16 protein-coding genes are annotated in these 18178 nt (G+C 42.7%); 3 read left to right on the forward strand and 13 right to left on the reverse strand.

Annotation, left to right across the window (positions count from 1 at the left end; genetic code table 11):
* Positions 1-2: 2 nt before the first annotated feature.
* The 5 genes from ACT3TU_RS02595 to ACT3TU_RS02615 form a co-directional block, all read right to left on the reverse strand.
* On the reverse strand, positions 3-461 hold the full coding sequence (locus ACT3TU_RS02595; protein WP_192523067.1) for a hypothetical protein: 459 nt from the start codon (positions 459-461) through the stop codon (positions 3-5).
* Between the two features lie 67 nt (positions 462-528).
* Positions 529-810, reverse strand: a complete 282-nt coding sequence (locus ACT3TU_RS02600) for an FAD assembly factor SdhE (protein WP_192523066.1) — start codon at positions 808-810, stop codon at positions 529-531.
* Between the two features lie 29 nt (positions 811-839).
* Positions 840-1742: a dihydropteroate synthase gene (folP, locus tag ACT3TU_RS02605; RefSeq protein WP_192523065.1), complete on the reverse strand. Its 903-nt coding sequence runs from the start codon at positions 1740-1742 to the stop codon at positions 840-842.
* A 400-nt stretch (positions 1743-2142) separates the two neighbouring features.
* Positions 2143-4035, reverse strand: a complete 1893-nt coding sequence (gene ftsH, locus ACT3TU_RS02610) for an ATP-dependent zinc metalloprotease FtsH (RefSeq protein ID WP_318779286.1) — start codon at positions 4033-4035, stop codon at positions 2143-2145.
* Positions 4036-4435: 400 nt separating this feature from the next.
* Positions 4436-5068, reverse strand: a complete 633-nt coding sequence (locus tag ACT3TU_RS02615) for an RlmE family RNA methyltransferase (protein ID WP_192523064.1) — start codon at positions 5066-5068, stop codon at positions 4436-4438.
* Between the two features lie 385 nt (positions 5069-5453).
* Here ACT3TU_RS02615 and ACT3TU_RS02620 point away from each other — a divergent pair, with 385 nt between their 5' ends.
* A complete protein-coding gene (locus ACT3TU_RS02620; protein WP_192523063.1) occupies positions 5454-5762 on the forward strand; it encodes a YhbY family RNA-binding protein in 309 nt (102 codons plus the stop codon).
* A gap of 209 nt (positions 5763-5971) precedes the next feature.
* Positions 5972-6697, forward strand: coding sequence for a hypothetical protein (locus ACT3TU_RS02625; RefSeq protein WP_192523062.1), 726 nt, complete (start codon positions 5972-5974; stop codon positions 6695-6697).
* 140 nt (positions 6698-6837) lie between these two features.
* Here ACT3TU_RS02625 and ACT3TU_RS02630 read toward each other — a convergent pair whose 3' ends face one another.
* The gene (locus ACT3TU_RS02630) at positions 6838-7566 is read right to left on the reverse strand and encodes a CHAP domain-containing protein (protein ID WP_192523061.1); all 729 of its coding nucleotides are present in this window, start codon (positions 7564-7566) and stop codon (positions 6838-6840) included.
* Between the two features lie 164 nt (positions 7567-7730).
* On the opposite strand from ACT3TU_RS02630, the gene ACT3TU_RS02635 reads away from it, so the two are divergent.
* The gene (locus ACT3TU_RS02635) at positions 7731-8246 is read left to right on the forward strand and encodes a hypothetical protein (protein ID WP_192523060.1); all 516 of its coding nucleotides are present in this window, start codon (positions 7731-7733) and stop codon (positions 8244-8246) included.
* Positions 8247-8544: 298 nt separating this feature from the next.
* Here the strand turns inward: ACT3TU_RS02635 and lpxC are convergent, their stop codons facing one another.
* The 7 genes from lpxC to murG all read right to left on the reverse strand — a co-directional run bounded on the left by lpxC (position 8545) and on the right by murG (position 17924).
* Positions 8545-9462, reverse strand: coding sequence for a UDP-3-O-acyl-N-acetylglucosamine deacetylase (lpxC, locus tag ACT3TU_RS02640; protein ID WP_192523059.1), 918 nt, complete (start codon positions 9460-9462; stop codon positions 8545-8547).
* A 497-nt stretch (positions 9463-9959) separates the two neighbouring features.
* Entirely contained in the window at positions 9960-11159 is a 1200-nt protein-coding gene (ftsZ, locus tag ACT3TU_RS02645) for a cell division protein FtsZ (RefSeq protein ID WP_444784000.1), read from the reverse strand.
* Positions 11160-11439: 280 nt separating this feature from the next.
* On the reverse strand, positions 11440-12732 hold the full coding sequence (gene ftsA, locus ACT3TU_RS02650) for a cell division protein FtsA (protein ID WP_192523057.1): 1293 nt from the start codon (positions 12730-12732) through the stop codon (positions 11440-11442).
* A 179-nt stretch (positions 12733-12911) separates the two neighbouring features.
* Positions 12912-13706, reverse strand: coding sequence for a cell division protein FtsQ/DivIB (locus ACT3TU_RS02655; RefSeq protein WP_192523056.1), 795 nt, complete (start codon positions 13704-13706; stop codon positions 12912-12914).
* Positions 13707-14123: 417 nt separating this feature from the next.
* Positions 14124-15242 (reverse strand): D-alanine--D-alanine ligase, encoded by a 1119-nt coding sequence (locus ACT3TU_RS02660; RefSeq protein WP_444783997.1) that lies wholly within the window; start codon positions 15240-15242, stop codon positions 14124-14126.
* Positions 15243-15314: 72 nt separating this feature from the next.
* Positions 15315-16754: a UDP-N-acetylmuramate--L-alanine ligase gene (gene murC, locus ACT3TU_RS02665; protein ID WP_444783998.1), complete on the reverse strand. Its 1440-nt coding sequence runs from the start codon at positions 16752-16754 to the stop codon at positions 15315-15317.
* A gap of 84 nt (positions 16755-16838) precedes the next feature.
* The gene (gene murG, locus ACT3TU_RS02670; RefSeq protein ID WP_444783999.1) at positions 16839-17924 is read right to left on the reverse strand and encodes an undecaprenyldiphospho-muramoylpentapeptide beta-N-acetylglucosaminyltransferase; all 1086 of its coding nucleotides are present in this window, start codon (positions 17922-17924) and stop codon (positions 16839-16841) included.
* Between the last annotated feature and the right edge of the window lie 254 nt (positions 17925-18178).

Raw genomic sequence — 18178 nt, forward strand, 5'->3', positions numbered from 1 at the left:
GATTACCGTGTTTTAGTAGAACTTACATGGGCTAAAATATTTAATTCTCGCCATTGCTCAGGGTTTACTTGATCGCGAAACACCGTCACTGATAATGGCCGCTGATAAGGCTCTATGACTATGAACTCAAAACTCATCACCCATTGATAACGATGGACCGCTTTTAATTGTGCCTGCCATAGCTCATCACCACGCCCCGTGCGCATCAATAGTTGCCACTGTTGATCAAGACGCTGACTGAGGGGCGGCTGGCTAAGATGTAGTAATATCGGGCGTGATAATATCAAATAAATGCTGACCGCTGCCGCAACTATCGAGATAAGTACATATTGCCAGAAGGCTAGAGCCGCAAGCCATGCAAGCACAACCATGACAACAGATAAACCTATATAAAACAATACTCGTAAGTAGCTGGTAGGCTGGATAGCAGTGTCAATACGTAATGGGGTTGCCAAGCTCATAGTGTACTCCCAAAAAATGGTGAACTGCTATTCCAAGTTAAAGCACATAAGCTGCTAATAAGATTTATTAAGTCAACTCTTTAGTATGGCGCCAGGTTTTTATTTTATTGACCAACGCCCATATTGCCTCATCTTCTGGGCGATTTTGATTGGTGAAATAATCCAGTAAATCAGGGTCTTCATGAGTGAGCATTTCTGCAAATACCTCTTGTTCAGCAGGCGCTGCCGTTAAATACAGCTCTTTGACATAAGGATCGATATAAAAGTCTAACTCTTTTAATCCGCGACGCGCTTGATAAATTATACGGCGCTGTTCATTGGTTGGTTCTGGCTGAATGGTGCTGGTCATAGAGATACTCTCACTATTTTAAATGATGTTTAAGATTCAGGATGATTATACGCAGATAATTGATTCCATAATGCCACCGCTTGCTGCATCATAGCCACATTATGCGTACGAATGATACTTGCTCCTTGCTGTAGCGCAAAAATGCCAGCCGTCGTGCCTACCGCATCACGATCTAACGCTTGAGTCGTTGCAACCGCTGTAACCCTGCTCTTGCTTAACACTTCCGCTAAAAAACGCTTGCGTGAAATACCAAACATGATTGGTAACCCAAGTGCTTTTAAACTTTCAAGCTGGCTTAATAGTGCGCAATGATGCTCATAGTTTTTAGCAAAGCCAAAGCCTGGGTCAATAATGATGTTTTCACGCTTAACACCAAGGCTCATTACTTCATCAATGCGCATTGACAACTCGGTACTCACGTCGCTTATTATATCGTCATATTGTGCCAGATTATTCATCGTCGTTGGCTCACCGCGCATATGCATCAGCATCACAGGTATATCAAGCTCAGCTGCTAGTGCCGCTGCACCCTCGCGTTTCAGCGCTCGTACATCATTCCAAATATCAGCACCTGAATCAAAACTTGCCTGCATCACCGCTGGGTTACTGGTGTCAATGGACAGCCAAATCTCATCTCCGCAGTGCTGCCTAATCGCTTGAACAACTGGCACGACACGCTGTACCTCATCGCTAGTGGCTACTACATCTGCATTGGGACGAGTAGATTCGCCGCCAATATCGATGATTGTAGCGCCCTCCTTTATCATTTTCTGACAATGAGCAACGGCCTTGTCTACCCCATTGAACTGCCCGCCGTCTGAAAACGAATCTGGCGTGACATTGAGAATACCCATAACATGAGGTTGTGATAAATCTAAGGTTTTATCACGACTCGATATTTTTTGTTGGGGTAAAAGCTGGAATAAGGACATAAATAATCCATTTATTATAATACCATTCACAAAAATTAGAGTAGCAAGGAAAACGAGTGCAAGTGCTATGCACTGTAGACTAAACGAGTTTGACACGGCTAATCGTAATTCTTGGGTTTGGCATAAGAAACATTCTAATGATTGCTATAGTCAGTGAGAAGTAATATCGCTACATCACGTACTGCAGGTACCGTTTCTTCTTGCTTGCTGTGCCTACGCAGACAGAGGCTGCAAAAAAACTATACCCGCAGTATCGTAGCGTTTTTAAAGTATTTTAACTATAGCTGTGCTTATGATACCAGTAAATCTTATTCTGTCCTAAAGCGTTCATAGAATGATAGCCACAAAAAAGCCCTTTATCAAAAAGGGCTTTTTTTATTGAAGGTTAATCAATTAACAACTACATCGCTGGTAATGGTGGCGGTGTTGAATTCGTTGTGGTGATATCATTTTTTGCTAAGTTGACTTCGTTATGCTGATACACTTTTGGCGGACGTGGCTCTTCGCCTGCTAAAATATCCTGCAGCTGATCACGGTCAATGGTTTCCCATTTCATCAATGCATCAACCATGGCATGCACTTTTTCTTGGTTGCCTTCGATCAACTCACGGGCGATATCATATTGCTCTTCTAGCATACGGCGAACTTCTTCATCGACCTTTTGCTGAGTCGCTTCTGAAATAGTGCGGCTACCGCCAAAGTAACCTTGTGAGCTATCATCGTCTTCGTAGACCATGATGCCAAGCGCGTCGGACATACCATATTTGGTCACCATAGCGCGTGCCATCTTAGTCGCTCGTTCAAAATCGTTAGAAGCACCCGTCGACATTTGATTAATAAAGACTTCTTCAGCGATACGTCCACCAAATAAGATGGCGAGATCACTCAGCATTTTCGACTTATACATGCTGGTTTGATCGTGCTCCGGCAACTGCCACGTCACCCCGAGGGCAAATCCGCGCGGCATAATCGTCACTTTATGCACCGGATCGGTACCCGGTAGCAGTTCAGCAACTAACGCATGGCCAGATTCATGGTAAGCAGTAGCACGGCGTTCTTCTTCACGTATCACCATTGATTTACGTTCAGGTCCCATGTATAGCTTATCTTTCGCGTCCTCGAAGTCATTCATATCGACGCTTTTCTTGTTACGGCGTGCGGCAAATAGCGCCGCTTCGTTGACAAGGTTGGCCAATTGCGCACCTGTGAATCCAGGAGTGCCACGAGCAAGTGAATGAGCATCGACACTCGTTGTATTCGGTAGTTTTTTCAAATGCACTTTTAGAATTTGCTCACGACCTTTGATGTCTGGCAAGCCCACTTGTACCTGACGGTCAAAACGACCAGGGCGCAGCAGGGCTTTATCAAGAACATCGGCGCGGTTAGTAGCAGCAATGACGATGACGCCTTCATTACCTTCAAAACCATCCATCTCGACTAATAATTGGTTAAGCGTTTGCTCGCGTTCATCATTACCGCCGCCCGTACCTGAGCCACGATGGCGACCGACCGCATCAATCTCATCGATAAAGATGATACAAGGAGCGCTTTTCTTCGCTTGCTCGAACATATCACGTACCCGTGAGGCACCGACACCCACGAACATTTCAACAAAATCAGAACCTGAAATTGAAAAGAAAGGCACTTTTGCTTCGCCAGCAATGGCTCTTGCCAATAGCGTTTTACCCGTACCTGGTGGACCTACCATCAAAATACCACGTGGAATCGTCGCACCCAGTTTGGTAAATTTATCAGGATCACGTAAGAACTCGACCACTTCAACGACTTCTTCTTTGGCCTCTTCACAGCCAGCAACGTCTTCAAAGTTGACCTTGATTTGGTCTTCAGTCAGCATTTTGGCCTTTGATTTACCAAAGCTCATAGGGCCGCCGCCTTTACCGCCAGCGCCGCCTTGCATGTTACGCATAAAGAATAAAAACAGACCAATAATCAATAGAATTGGGAAACTGGCTATTAGTAACTGCATCAAGACGCTTTGACGCTTCGGAGCTGTTCCTTGAACTTCGACTTGGTTCTCACGCAGCATTGGCATCAGCTCGTCATCTGACACAGCTGGTCTAATGGTCTCAAAAGATGAGCCATTTTTCTTTTCGCCGGTGATCTGCTCGCCATCGATCTCGACACTGGCTACTTGATTTTCTGACACCGCGGTCACAAACTCAGAGTAGTTAAGGTTATCCGGCTCAGATGATTGGTCAAAGCCGCTAAACACCAGCACCAAAACGCCGATTACCACCAGCCACAATAAGGTATTTTTTACCATGTCGCTCACTAGTTATTCCCATCCCTTACTTATTGGTGTGTCAACTTGACACGTGACGTCTATAAACGTATTGCTCATTTTTGATAAACACATCGATATCGAAAACTTGCGATTCAAGCCTATGCTTTTCAAATGTCGCATGAGGACTGTTTTTAACTTTTAACAAGTCATGGATATCAAGAGTCTATCTTAGGTGAGCCTATCAAGCGCTTACTATCAGACGACTTTGTCTAAAAAATATGTTTAAAACAAAGTTAATATACCATGATATGTGGTGTTACCCTGCATAATTCAAGCCGATTTCACTATTATTCAGTTAACGATTGTAGCGGATTTAATACGCCGATAAACACCGTTTATAGTGACGTATTAAACCCGCTACAATGACAACAACTTATTGAAATGATGATTATTTAATCGCAATCCAAAACATCTCTTTTGAGCGCGGTCGTGAAGCACCAGGTTTAATACTACGGATTTTACTAAAATCATGCTGCATTTGCTTGCGTAATTCTTGTGTACCTTCGCCCTGAAACACTTTCATAATAAGCGCGCCACCTTCTGGTAAGGTGGCCAAAGCAAAGTCTACTGCCAGCTCGCATAAATACATCATGCGTGGTTGATCGATGGCACTATTGCCAGCAGTATTGGGCGCCATATCAGACAACACCACATTGACCTGTCTATCGCCCACCTCCGCCATGATAGCATCGAATGCTTCCGCTTCACGAAAGTCGCCCTGAATAAAAGTAACGTCAGGCAAGGTGTCCATAGGTAAGATATCAGAGGCTATTAGAATGCCTTTTTCACCTACCAGCTGGCCAGCTACTTGTGACCAACTACCGGGCGCACTGCCTAAATCTACAACCGTCATGCCTTTTTTAATAAGATTGGTTTTTTCATTAATCTCAAGTAACTTATAAGCAGCACGGGCACGATAGCCGTCTTTTTGAGCCTTTTGCACATAATGATCGTCAATATGCTCTTTCATCCAAGCACTACTACTCTTTGACAGTTTTTTGTTTTCGATACGCGTGGCCAAAATACCTGCTCCTATTGCTTTGCAAAACATTAATATAGTGGGTTCACTTTAAAAACGAGACAGTACTATTGGCTATACATACTGCCGAAGCAGCCAAAATATTTATAAAGCACTTTTGAGATGAGCCGAACTCATTCGGATATACTATCAATCAGGCTTTTTATTCATTCGCAGTAGCAGACTGGCTAAATTCTATTGGTTAAAACACTGATTTATCAGACAGTAGCGTTTATAATGTGACCAAATATTCAGTTTAACATTTTCATCACGTAAAATCGTGCAAAATCCTGCTGATCTTATGCAAGATGACCATAGATTATTTATAATGGTCATTAACTACGCTTAATAGCACTATCATTTATTTTTACCCACACTTAGGAATTCTATGGAACTCGATAACGCTACAATTAAACGCCTAAGAGGCATTGGCCACGATCTTAAACCTATCGTTATGATTGGTAATAAAGGTATCACGCCGACCATTACTGAAGAGATTGATCGCGCTTTATCAGATCATGAACTTATTAAAATTAAATTGCCTGCTGGCACCAAAGAAGAACGTGAAGTCATCGGTGCTGAACTTGCTGCGGCTGCTAATGCTTCTTTGGTTCATACTATTGGTCGTATGGCGCTTTTGCTACGTAAAAATCCGAATGCCAATCCTAAGTTGTCAAATCTTGCACGTAATGCGTAATCGTTGATGTAAGAACAAATATATGGTGTTGATTTACTTTATAGAGGCTAATCAATACAGTAAATGATAAAAGCCGCGATGCAACTTTGCTCGCGGCTTTTATGTTATCTAGGCTTAAATAATTGCTATGATTCAATATTTAATATCATGCGTTATCTATCGCAAATATGACTTTTTAAGATATAAATTACTTTTGGGGCGCGCACGCTATGAGCCAATTTTTTGATTTATGCCTAGCAAACGAAACGCTAGCAAATGATGCATACCAACTCGGTGTTGCTATAGAAGATTTACAACGGATTCAGGTACAGATAAGCGCAACCCTTATACAGCAGCCAAAAGCTTATTTACAACTGCAGTATCACGTGACCCTGCCGCTTGAATCCTTGGCTGCTCAATTAGATTGGACGGCATGGCAAGCAGAGCAAGTAGGGTTTTTTGATTATTTATGGGAAGAGACCTGCCTTGAATGTTTTATCACTGGTCGTTCTGTCGGTGATTATGAAGCTTTTGACACTGACAATACAGCGTCTTATATTGAAATCAATGCCAATCCAGATGGCCGCTATGCACTTTATCAATTTCAGCGTTATCGAAACCCTGCAACGCTGCCGCCCAATCCCCTTTTGCATGCAGATAAACAGACTTATGCCTCTATTGATTGGCTTGAAAGCTCCAAGCTCCCCTTAGCGTTAACGAAACCTACCTCTGCTATAGCCTATCATTATGAGCGCAGTTTTCGGGTGCCATTAAAGCAACTACGCCCTTCTAACGCTAACTCCAAGCCGCAATACGCTATTAATAGTACTATTATTGAGTATATACATCCATGCGTCATTTTATGGTTTGGAGCGACTGCGCTATATTTTGCTCCCAAACATGCTTCTCCGCCTGATTTTCACGATCAGCGCTACTGGTCGAGATTTATACCTTAGCTATTCAAGATAACTCAAGCCAATAAAAAAACCTTCACCCTTCTTAAACCTCAGCATTTAAAAACACAAAAAAAACCAGCAATGTCGTAAAGAGCATTACTGGGTTTGGAGAAAAGGGTTCGCTTAAGCCGAGCTCAATATTACTTATCAGCCATCGCTAGGTAGATACCACTGTTTGATGCATCATCAACATATTGTGAATCACGCCACGTTGTATAGTTATGATGACCGCCATATGGACTGATGCTGTTTTGACGGAAGTCAGATACCCAACCATTACCATCAAATATCTGAATATGACCATGTGGTCGTCTAGATGTACGATCATAGACTACGACATCACCCACTTGAGGCTGCATATCATTACTGATTTTGGTAAAGCCTGCATTGGCAAGTGTACCACGAGAGGCGTACTGATAGGCTGAAGGATTAGGCGTAAACTCATAACCAGCTGATTGTAATGCTTTACGCACATAGCGAGCGCAGTAGCCTGAGCTTCTAGATAATGCCACACGTGATGCGCGTGATGCTGCGATAGCAGGGGCAGAGTTACTATCAGGGACACGACTTGCTTGCTGCTGGCGCTGTTCGTAAGACAAACGGCTGGTCAATGAGGCAAGCTGATATTCTTTTTGCTTAGCATGAGCACTTAAGTTATCAATCGCTTGACTGATCTCATCGTTACTATATACATGTGCACCATTATTAGTGCTATAGATATTGCGACTAGAACCGTAGTTCGCAGAAGTAGAGATATTTGTGATGGTATGACTCAAGGTATTATTTGATTGAAAGGTCGTTTCGGCAGCACCACTCGTCTGTGCTACACCCATTCCCAATACTGACAAAATTAATAAAGCTTGTTTCATAAATTTACTACCTATTGTGAATACAGGATTGCTCGTCATCCGTGACAAAGCATGAATTAATTTAGCGGATATAGTCATGAAATAAACATGATAAAATCCTTGTTACAACAGCGCGCTGTTTATAATAAACATCGATTCTGTCACCTATTAGATGAGTTATTACGATGTCAAAAAAACAACCTAACCGACTTGCCCAGCTTATCGACCATCAAGCTTTTGCTGGTAGTGCGCTACCTCAAACTCTTGCTGACAATATGCGTTTATATATACAAGCAACCACTGAAGTAAAAACCCTTTTGGTAGATTGTCTACCTGAGGAAATCCTCAATAGCTGCTGGGTCGTGGGCTTAACTACTGAGCAATTGATACTCAGTGTTGGCTCGATGACCGCTGCCAACCATATTCGCTATTTACAAAGCGCTTACTTGCAAGTGTTAACAGAGCAGTCAATTACATTTAAACAACTCAAGCAAATTCGCGTCGTAGTAGCTAAGACATCTGCCAATAATCATTATTCTAAATCATCATCAGCTTCTTCAGTGCCCATTTCAAAACCTGGTAAAGCCAATGGAAATCAGGCTCTTAGCCAAAACACAAAGCGGACTATATCACAGGCCGCAGACCATGTCACCACTGATGAAAACCTCAAAAAAGCACTTTTGCGCTTGGTAAATCACTAAAAAACGGTGTGCCCAAACGTAAAGTTATGTAAATAAAATCGTAAAATGAGGGTAGTAACACAGCAAGTTTGTAATGACGCGAACAAAAAAAATCATCTGTTGGTGACTTTCAAAATGTGAAAGTCACCAACAGATGATTTAGAAATTATCCACAGCTTTTATGGTCTCTACCCTAGAGCAGAATTGTTAAAGTAATCTAAACAATATATCCAAATATCAGCATATTATATGAGTGTAACTAGAGCCTAACTATGTAATATTGCGTAAATGTTTCGATACTTCGTGTATATTCCTGTATTCATCCTTCAACCGTCAGGCCGCTCAAAGGGAAATACTCGATAGGACAAGTTACATTGTCATCAAATGTTACAATTTCAAAGTTATCATGGTCAGATAATATCTCACGTACCAATAAATTATTTAACGCGTGACCAGATTTATAAGCATTAAAACGACCCAAAATTGGATAACCAATCAGATATAAATCTCCTAAAGCATCCAAAATCTTATGACGGACAAACTCATCATTGAATCGTAAACCGCCTTCATTAAGCACACTGGCCTCATCAATGACGATAGCATTGTCCATGCTGCCACCCAAAGCCAAGTTGTTCTGACGTAACGCTTCGATATCGCGTAAAAAGCCAAAAGTACGTGCTGAACTCAATTGTTCGATGAAGTTTTGTGTCGAAAACTGTAGCTGTGCGTGCTGAAAGTCTTTATCAATGGCAGGATGATCAAAATCAATCTCAAAGTTTAACTCAAACCCCTGATAAGGACGTAGTTCTGCCCATTTATCATCGACCTTGACGCGTACAGGCCGCACAATCTTAATAAACTTCTTTAGGGCATCCTGTTCACAGAAACCCGCATCAAGTAACAACCCAACAAAAGGTGCAGCACTACCATCCATAATCGGTATCTCAGACGCCGAAACACGAATCAACAGGTTGTCTACCCCTAAGCCAGCAATCGCACTGAGCAGATGCTCAACCGTACCGACACGTGTGCCGCCAAATACGAGATTGGATGACATCATGGTATCTTGTACCAAAAATGCACTCGCTGGAATCGGTTGGCTGCCTTCAATATCGGAACGCTCGAAAACAATGCCGGTATCAATTGGTTGCGGATGAAACTCTAAGTCAACAGGCTGACCACTGTGGAGACCAGTACCCGTAACGGCTATCGCAGTTTTTATGGTTCTTTGGTTCATGACTGTCTTCTCACATATTTTGTTACAATTGCCATAGTGTATCATTACACACCCCCAGTTCGCCACAATTAAAAACGGCTAATTTTCTTATCTCCTTGATTGATAACACTTATCGTCGATATTTTATTGATTATTCCTTTCTCTAAACCACTTATTAAAAATTCTATAAATAGTCACAAACCCATCAGTTGTTATGAAAATAAAGCCTCATTCATTCGTCTACCTCATCAATTTTTGATATATAGTTAAAATACTTTAAAAACGCTACGATACTGCGGGTATAGTTTTTTGCAGCCTCTGTCTGCGTAGGCACAGCAAGCAAGAAAAAACGGTACCTGCAGTACGTGATGTAGCGATATTACTTCTCACTGACTATAAATACCTCTCTCTGGGCAGATAACGCTAATTTATAAACACAAAAAAGCCAGCAATTGATGCTGGCTTTCTTTAATTTCAAATATTTAAAACACTTAGAGCATCTCAAACAGTCAAGATGCCTATCTATTTTGTTGGCGCTTCAAATAGTCCTGAATACTATTTGTTTTGGTTTTAGGCTGCTCTTGTGGCGCATTTGAGCGCGCTGCAGTATCCTGATACATTTGCGCTTGAGACTGTTTTTGACTGTTCAAAGCACTGGTATGTAGGTTCGGATCGACAGGCTGTGTACTGTTAACAGAAGGAACAGGCGTCTCTACTGCTTCAGCCTCTTCGCCAGCGTGCTCATCTAGAGTCAGACCTGTTGCAATGACGGTTACATGCAAGTCATCACCCATTTTTTCATCAATGACAGAACCATAGAAAATGTGCGCATCATCGATATCGGTAATTTCTTCGACTATCGTACTAATTTTGCTCATTTCATCTAATGATAAAGATTCAGAAGAAATCACGTTGACCAGTAAGCCTTTGGCATTCTCTAAACGTAAATCATCCAAGAGTGGAGATCTAATGGCTTTTTCGGTCGCTTGACGCGCACGATCATCACCACTGGCACGGCCAATACCCATCATCGCATGACCTTTGGCGGTCATAGCGGTACGAATATCGTTAAAGTCAATGTTAATCATACCTTCGCTGGCGATGGTTTCAGCAATACCTTGAACAGCGTGTAGTAAAACATCATCGGCCTTTTTAAAGGCATCTTGCATAGAGATATTGCCGTAGACACTCATCAGCTTGTCATTTGGAATGGTGATGATAGAGTCAACGAAGTTGGTTAGTTGCTCAATGCCCGCTTTGGCAGCTTTGATACGTTTACCGCCTTCAAATTTGAAGGGTGTGGTCACGACAGCCACGGTCAATACTTCCATTTCTTTAGCAATACGAGCAACCACTGGTGCTGCACCCGTACCCGTACCACCACCCATACCAGCGGTAATAAATACCATATCTGAGTGTTCGAGTAGTTGGCGGATGGCTTCTTCTTCACTTTCTGCCGCTTCACGCCCCACTTCTGGGTTTGCACCCGCGCCTAGGCCGCGGTTTGTTTTTGCGCCAAGTTGTAATTTATGAGGGGCCGTCAGACGATCGAGCGCTTGTTTGTCCGTGTTTGCACAGACAAATGTTACACCTCTAATCCCTTGTTGTACCATATGCTCAACCGCATTACCGCCGCCGCCGCCAACACCGAATACAGTGAAGCTCGCTTGGCCATTATTTTGAAGCTGGTTATCATCTGGCATGGTGTATTTTGACATAAAAAAGATTCTCCAGTTGCAGATAGCGTGATGATTGATACGTGGTAACGCACTCATATGGCGCACTATCGACATACTATATATAAATGTATTTAAATAAAACAGGGCTATGGCTTAAATAGTTTATGTGCAGACAACAATAGGTCATCATCACACAGGGCATTGCTTTTTACGTGACTTTATTTTAAGTGGCTTGAGCTCACTTAACTGTATTTTTTCTTAAATAGTTTAAGGGCCTTTTATTAAGCACGCTAGGTTCTAGGCACTCTAGAAAGCAAACCTATAATATCTTTTTTAGCACACTAGCAAAACGTTGCCCTGCGCTTTGAAAAACGCCTGTCACTCGGTTCTTTTGAATCGCTTCAGGCTCACTTTTTTCACTTCGGCGGAACTGCTCGCTTTGACTATATAGTAATGTACCAAATGCGGTTTGATAAGCACGATCATTGACCTGAATATTCAGTTGCTTAAATGACTCATCATTATCGAAATGGTTATATGCACTAATAGCAGGATGTGTATTGGTGAGCACTACTGGCATTTTAAGCAGTTTTTTGGTGAAGGGTATCATACCTTTTATCACACTACCGCCACCAGTCAGTACGATGCCTTTATCAATATAACTGATTAAATCTGCTTCATGTAATTGACGAGCCACTTCGGTAAAGATTTGGATGTAGCGAGCCTCAATAATACGGGCTAGATTATAAATACCGACATTAATTTCATCTCCTGAGCCTTGTGGCTTAAAGATAAAAAACGAGCTGGGATCGACACTATTGACATCAACAGTACCATGAGTCTTTTTGAGCTTTTCAGCTTCGATCATTGAAATTCCAAAATCTGCTGAAATATCCATGGTGACTTCATGACTACCCGTTGCAATACAATGGGTAAAGATCAGTTTATTTTCCTTATAAACACAAATACTCGTCGTACTAGCACCGATGTCTACCAAACAAACACCTTGCTGACGCTCATCGCTCATTAGACTATATTCAGCACTGGTCACCGCATCGAATACGATATGGTCGATACCCACATCACAGCTTTGCAATAGCTTTTGGATGTTCTGACGGCTAGCGACAGGCAGCATCATCATATGATACATCACGGTGATATTGTGCGCCATTGTTTCAATGGCATCATCAACCATAAAATCTTGCTCATCGACATAAATGCCCTGCTGACAGCAATGCATTAAGTAGTAATCTGATGAAAGGTCGCGTGACTTGGCATTGGACAAAGCCTGCACCATATCTTTGGCACGTACAACATCATCTTCTACTCGTACTTCGCCGGCGCTGTTCTTACTAGATAATTCAGGCGTTGCTAAGGTCAGCCACACACTATGCACACGGCAATTGGCTATATCTTCTGCTTCTTGAATAGCTTGTTTGATAGCGCCTTGCAAACGTTCACGATGCTTTATTTGACCTTGATAAAAATCGCTGTTTTTGACTTGCCCTACACCTAGAATACGAATGTCTTTTGCAGAGACAACATTGCCAATGACGACATACACTGCCGTGGCACTTAAATGGACAACAACCAGATTTTCAGTATTTTTCATGTTACCAGACAAATTATCGCTAAACGGAAGACCAAGTGATCGCCCATTAAATCATTAAAAAAAGCGCTATCAAGACGCGATGAAATATTATATTCATTATTTATACTATAAAAGCAGTCAAGTTAAAACTTTAAATGCTCATTAGTTTTTAAAACCACTATCTATAAATCTATCTATGGCTACTGTGCTTCGCCATTTTGGGGTTGGGACATATCCCAAGCGATAGTAAAACCGTTCTTATAACGCAAATCTACCGACTGTATCTCATCTCGGCGTTCCTTTAACTGATTGCCGAGCAGCTGACTTAAATTCAGCAGCTTTTGCGCGGTATCTTCATTATCAACGATGACACGTAACCCACTATCAAAGCGAATCAGCCATGTCATTCTGGGTGATAAAATAATATCTGCCACTTGTATACCAAGTGGCGCATACCAATCATTGACTTGCTGCATCTGCTGCATAATGACCGGCGCTTGTGTTATCTCACCTTGCAAGGTAGCAAAGCGTTCTTGCGTTAGGTCTCTACTATCAGCAGGCACAAAAACCGCCCCTTTTGCATCGACCAAACGCTCTGTACCAAAATTGGCGACCGCTTGTTTGGGCAAGGCAGTAACCACGATGCCGCGTTGCCAGTCACGCGAGATACTCACTTGGTCAACCCAAGCCAAACCCGTCGTAATATCTCTTAGTGCTTGCAGATCAGAGGTAAAAAAACTGCTAATTTTTCGTTGATTCATAACCTGTTGCAATGAGCTGTATTGCGCAACCGTCAAACCTTGGTTGTTGACATGAATAGCAGCGGGAGGGGCATCACGTAACGCTTTTCCACCCATTATCAATATTAGCACTAGCAAACCTAATACCAACACCATAAATAGATACTTAACCGATGTTGGTACTTGGAACTTAGATATTGGCCGACTACCTTTATCACTCATCAAGTCAGTTACCCCGTTGACAGTTTGAGCCATGACGACCTATGTCCCTATATTTGCATAAAACTGTTCATGCTATTTATGGATATGAACCTGCATCTTTTCTTGCAGAACTTTATGGATTTGATAGGTTATAAATTAATAGTGGGTTATACCTATAAAAACTATAAACCTCACTAAAACAGACCTATACTTACAATATTAACGTATTTTATGGTTAAACAATAGCCTAACCCCTACTAGTGACAACGAATTTACACAAGTTTACATGATGCTGTGCTATAGCAGCTCTAGCGATACATTAGCTGGTATTTATTTAATAAAACTCGTTCTCTATAAATACCCTTTTTATTATAAATACCGTGATAAACACTATTGGGAAATAGCGATACCACGGTTGCGCTGCGCTATTAGACGTAAATATAACTACTATAACTACCGTTCAAATGATAATTAAACGGTCTGCACTAATATATGCCAGCATAGCGTATCAAAATCCATACCTCGAGCCTTGGCAGCCATCGGCACCAAGCTATGACTGGTCATCCCTGGTACGGTGTTAATTTCGAGTAACCAAAAGTTGCCCGCTTCGTCTTGCATGGCATCAACACGTCCCCAACCTTTAGCATCAACCGCACAAAAAGCGGCCAGACTTAATGCTTGTAGATGCTTCTCATCATTGGCATTTAGACCGCACGGAATATAATAACTGGTATCGTTACGGTTATATTTGGCTTCAAAGTCGTAGAAATTAGTGATATCGGCAGGTTCCAGACGAATGACTGGATAAGCCTCATCATCAACAATAGCGATGGTAAATTCACGACCCGTTATCCAGCGCTCGGCCATTACTGCATCGCCACACTGCACTGCTGTGGCATAGGCAGCCGGTAGCTCATCAAGATGGTTTACCTTGGTCATGCCAATGCTGGATCCTTCGTGAACAGGCTTGATGATAAGCGGCAGTCCTAGCATATTGACTACTTGCTGCCAGTCGGTATCCGCAGTGAGTAATGAAAATGGCGCGGTCGATAAGCCGCATCCTTGCCATAACTGTTTGGTACGAACTTTGTCCATGCCCAGCGCAGATGCCAAAATACCTGAACCCGTCTGTGGAATATCAAGCCATTGCAGCACGCCTTGTAACAAACCATCTTCGCCGCCGCGACCATGTAACACATTAAAGACGCGATCATACTCGCGTATTTCAATAATATCTTGGTGCTTAGGGTCAAAGTGAGTCGCATCGACGCCTTGATTTTGCAGCGCCTGCAATACTGCAGCCCCACTGTCTAAAGAGACGCTGCGCTCATTACTATTACCGCCATAGACCACGGCCACTTTACCAAAATCACTGGCATCTGTTACTTTACTGGTCATAGTGCCTAAAGCTTCTTTGTGAGTCGCCTTGTCATTTTCGACCGTTTCATTCGTCTCACTATCTTGTTCCATTTGTGCGGCAGCCGCTAGAGCTGGCTCTGGATTGACAATTACAGTCTTATCTTCAGCGTCATCAGTAGCATTAATACCATTATGGTTGTTTACATTTTCTTGATTGTGATTCGTCGACATAGCGCGCGTTCCTAATAAAGGTCATTCCTAAAATTTTTTTCTAAATCATTCAATATAAAACGGATATAAAAGCTATTTGATATAAAGATTATTTGCGGCCAAATCGACAGCAATCTGCCCTATATTACCAGCACCTTGAGTGATAAGCATGTCATTGGCTTTTAATAAGCGCTGCATCACGGGTGCGAGATTGTCTTTATCAATAATCGTCGGTTCAACGGCACCGCGCAGGCGAATACTACGTGCTAATGACTTGGTATCAGCGCCTGCAATGGGACTTTCACCTGCTGAATATACTTCTAATAACAATAGCTCATCGACGCTTGAAAGTACTTCAACAAACTCATCGTAGCAGTCGCGTGTGCGGCTATAACGATGCGGCTGAAATAACATTACTAAACGGCGATCAGGGAAACTTTGACGGGCGGCTTTGATGGTAGCATCGACTTCTTTTGGATGATGACCATAATCATCGATAAGTAAAACATCGCCTTCATCAATATCGACAGAGGCGTGTTGTTCAAAACGACGCCCGACGCCCTCAAATTTTTGTAAGGCACGCTTAATGGCTTCATCATCTACGCCTTCATCGGTCGCCATCGTGATGGCGGCAAGGGCATTATAAACATTGTGAGTACCAGGGATATTAAGGGTCAGGTGTAGTGGCTCACGGTCACGGCGCAGTACAGTAAAGTGAGTTTTTGTTCCTTCGCTCACCAAATCAACAGCCTGTACATCGTTAAAAGGCTCAAGACCAAAGGTCAGTACTGGGCGACCAATATCATCAATCATCGCATATAGTTCAGGATCATCACCACAAACCACTGCCAAACCATAAAACGGCATGTTTTGTAAAAACTGAATATAGGCCGCTTTTAACTTATCGAAGCTGTTTTCGTAAGTTTCCATATGGTCTTGATCGATATTGGTCACAATCGCCGCCATAGGATGCAAGGATAAAAATGATGCATCAGATTCATCCGCTTCAGCCACCAAGAAACGACTGCTACCAAGCGCCGCATTTTTACCAGAAGCGTTTAATTTTCCGCCAATAACATAGGTAGGATCGAGCTGTCCTTCCGCCATCATAGTGGTCAATAAGCTGGTCGTTGTGGTCTTACCATGAGCACCAGCAACGGCGATACCATGACGATAACGCATCAACTCGCCGAGCATATCAGCACGGCGTACCACGGGTAAACGCGCTTCGAGGGCTGCTTTTACTTCAGGGTTGCTACGATCAATCGCTGACGATACCACGATCACATCGGCATCGGCGATATTTTTGGAATCATGACCGATAGCGATAGCGATACCAATTTGTGCTAAACGCTTAGTGACTAAGCTCTCAGCAATATCAGAACCACTGACTTGATAGCCTTGGTTTTTCATCACCTCTGCGATACCACACATCCCCGAGCCACCAATACCAATAAAATGCAAATGCTGAATACGGCGCATCTCTGGTATTTCAATCAAACGCTTGGGTAGAGCTTTCGCAGAGGTAGACATAAGGGTTTCTCTTTATTAAATACTAGTAAAATTTAATGAATCAAAATAAATGAAGATAAAAATAATCGGTTACAGAAATACAAGCTATTGCGCTTGCCAAATGATATCGGCAACCTGTTTGCTGGCACTTCGGTTGGCAAGGGCATGGGCTTTTTTTGCCATCGCTAAGCAATTACCGCGGTCAAGTGCAGTAAGCTCATGGCTCAAACGCTGCGGTGTTAGCTCAGACTGCGGTAATAAAATCGCGGCTTCGTGCGACGTTAAGGTGCGAGCATTAGCCGTCTGATGGTCATCAACTGCGTGGGGCAGCGGCACAAAAATAGCAGCGATACCGACATTTTGAATTTCAGTGACCGTTAAAGCACCTGCTCGGCAAACGATAATATCTGCCCAATTATAAGCCGCGGCCATATCATCGATAAAGGGCTGGACAGTAAATTGATGCGCGCTTAAATCTTCACTATCATACGCCGCTTGCGTGGCTGCTTCGTTATTGCGGCCACATTGATGACGTACTTCAAAAGGACGGTCGATCAAAGCCAGTGCCTTTGGTACTGTGTCATTCAATACTTCTGCACCTAGCGAACCACCAACCACCAACAGTTTAAGTGCTGAGCTGTCATTAACATCATAACGCACAGTAGGTTCGGCGACACCCGTAATAGCATTACGCACAGGATTGCCCACCGTTTCGAGCTTTACATCCTGTTCACTATCAGCAAAAGTATGTTCAAATGCTTGCAATACTTTGGTGGCCATTTTAGACAAATAGCGATTACTCATGCCAGCGATGGCGTTTTGCTCATGGATAATCAGCGGTTTTTTGGTCAGACGTGCCGCTATACCGCCAGGCGCACTCACGTAACCACCAAAACCAACGACCATATCAATATTATTACTACGAATGACCTTGACAGCAGCCATCGTCGCCGACAGTAAAGTCACTGGCAATTTTAATAAACGTCCGACACCCTTACCGCGTAGCCCTTGCATATCAATCGCATGAAACTTATAACCAGTCGGTTCAACCAAACCGTTTTCCATACCATTTGGTGTTCCTAGCCAGTGAATGACCGCACCGCGCTGGGTTAATTCCTCAGCCACTGCCAGCGCCGGGAACACATGACCGCCAGTACCAGCTGCCATCATCAATATATGCGGTGTTTTCATAAACGCTTGCCTATCTTTTCTTTATTTATATGAAGGACTTACTATCCAAGATTATCTCAGTCATCGACAAATAATGACCTATAAAAACTCGCATAGTATAGTGTAAATCGTTGATTAATATATAGTACTTTATGCATCGTTAATAATAAAAATCCAAGCCGTGAGCAATCGCGACTTGGTTTTGATAAATACCACGAAACAATGACCGAAGCATCGTTATTAATAGGGCTTTAACGATGTATCGACGACACATC

Origin of the sequence: Psychrobacter sp. AOP3-A1-26 (genome assembly GCF_052378235.1) — a bacterium.
Taxonomy (GTDB): Bacteria; Pseudomonadota; Gammaproteobacteria; order Pseudomonadales; family Moraxellaceae; genus Psychrobacter.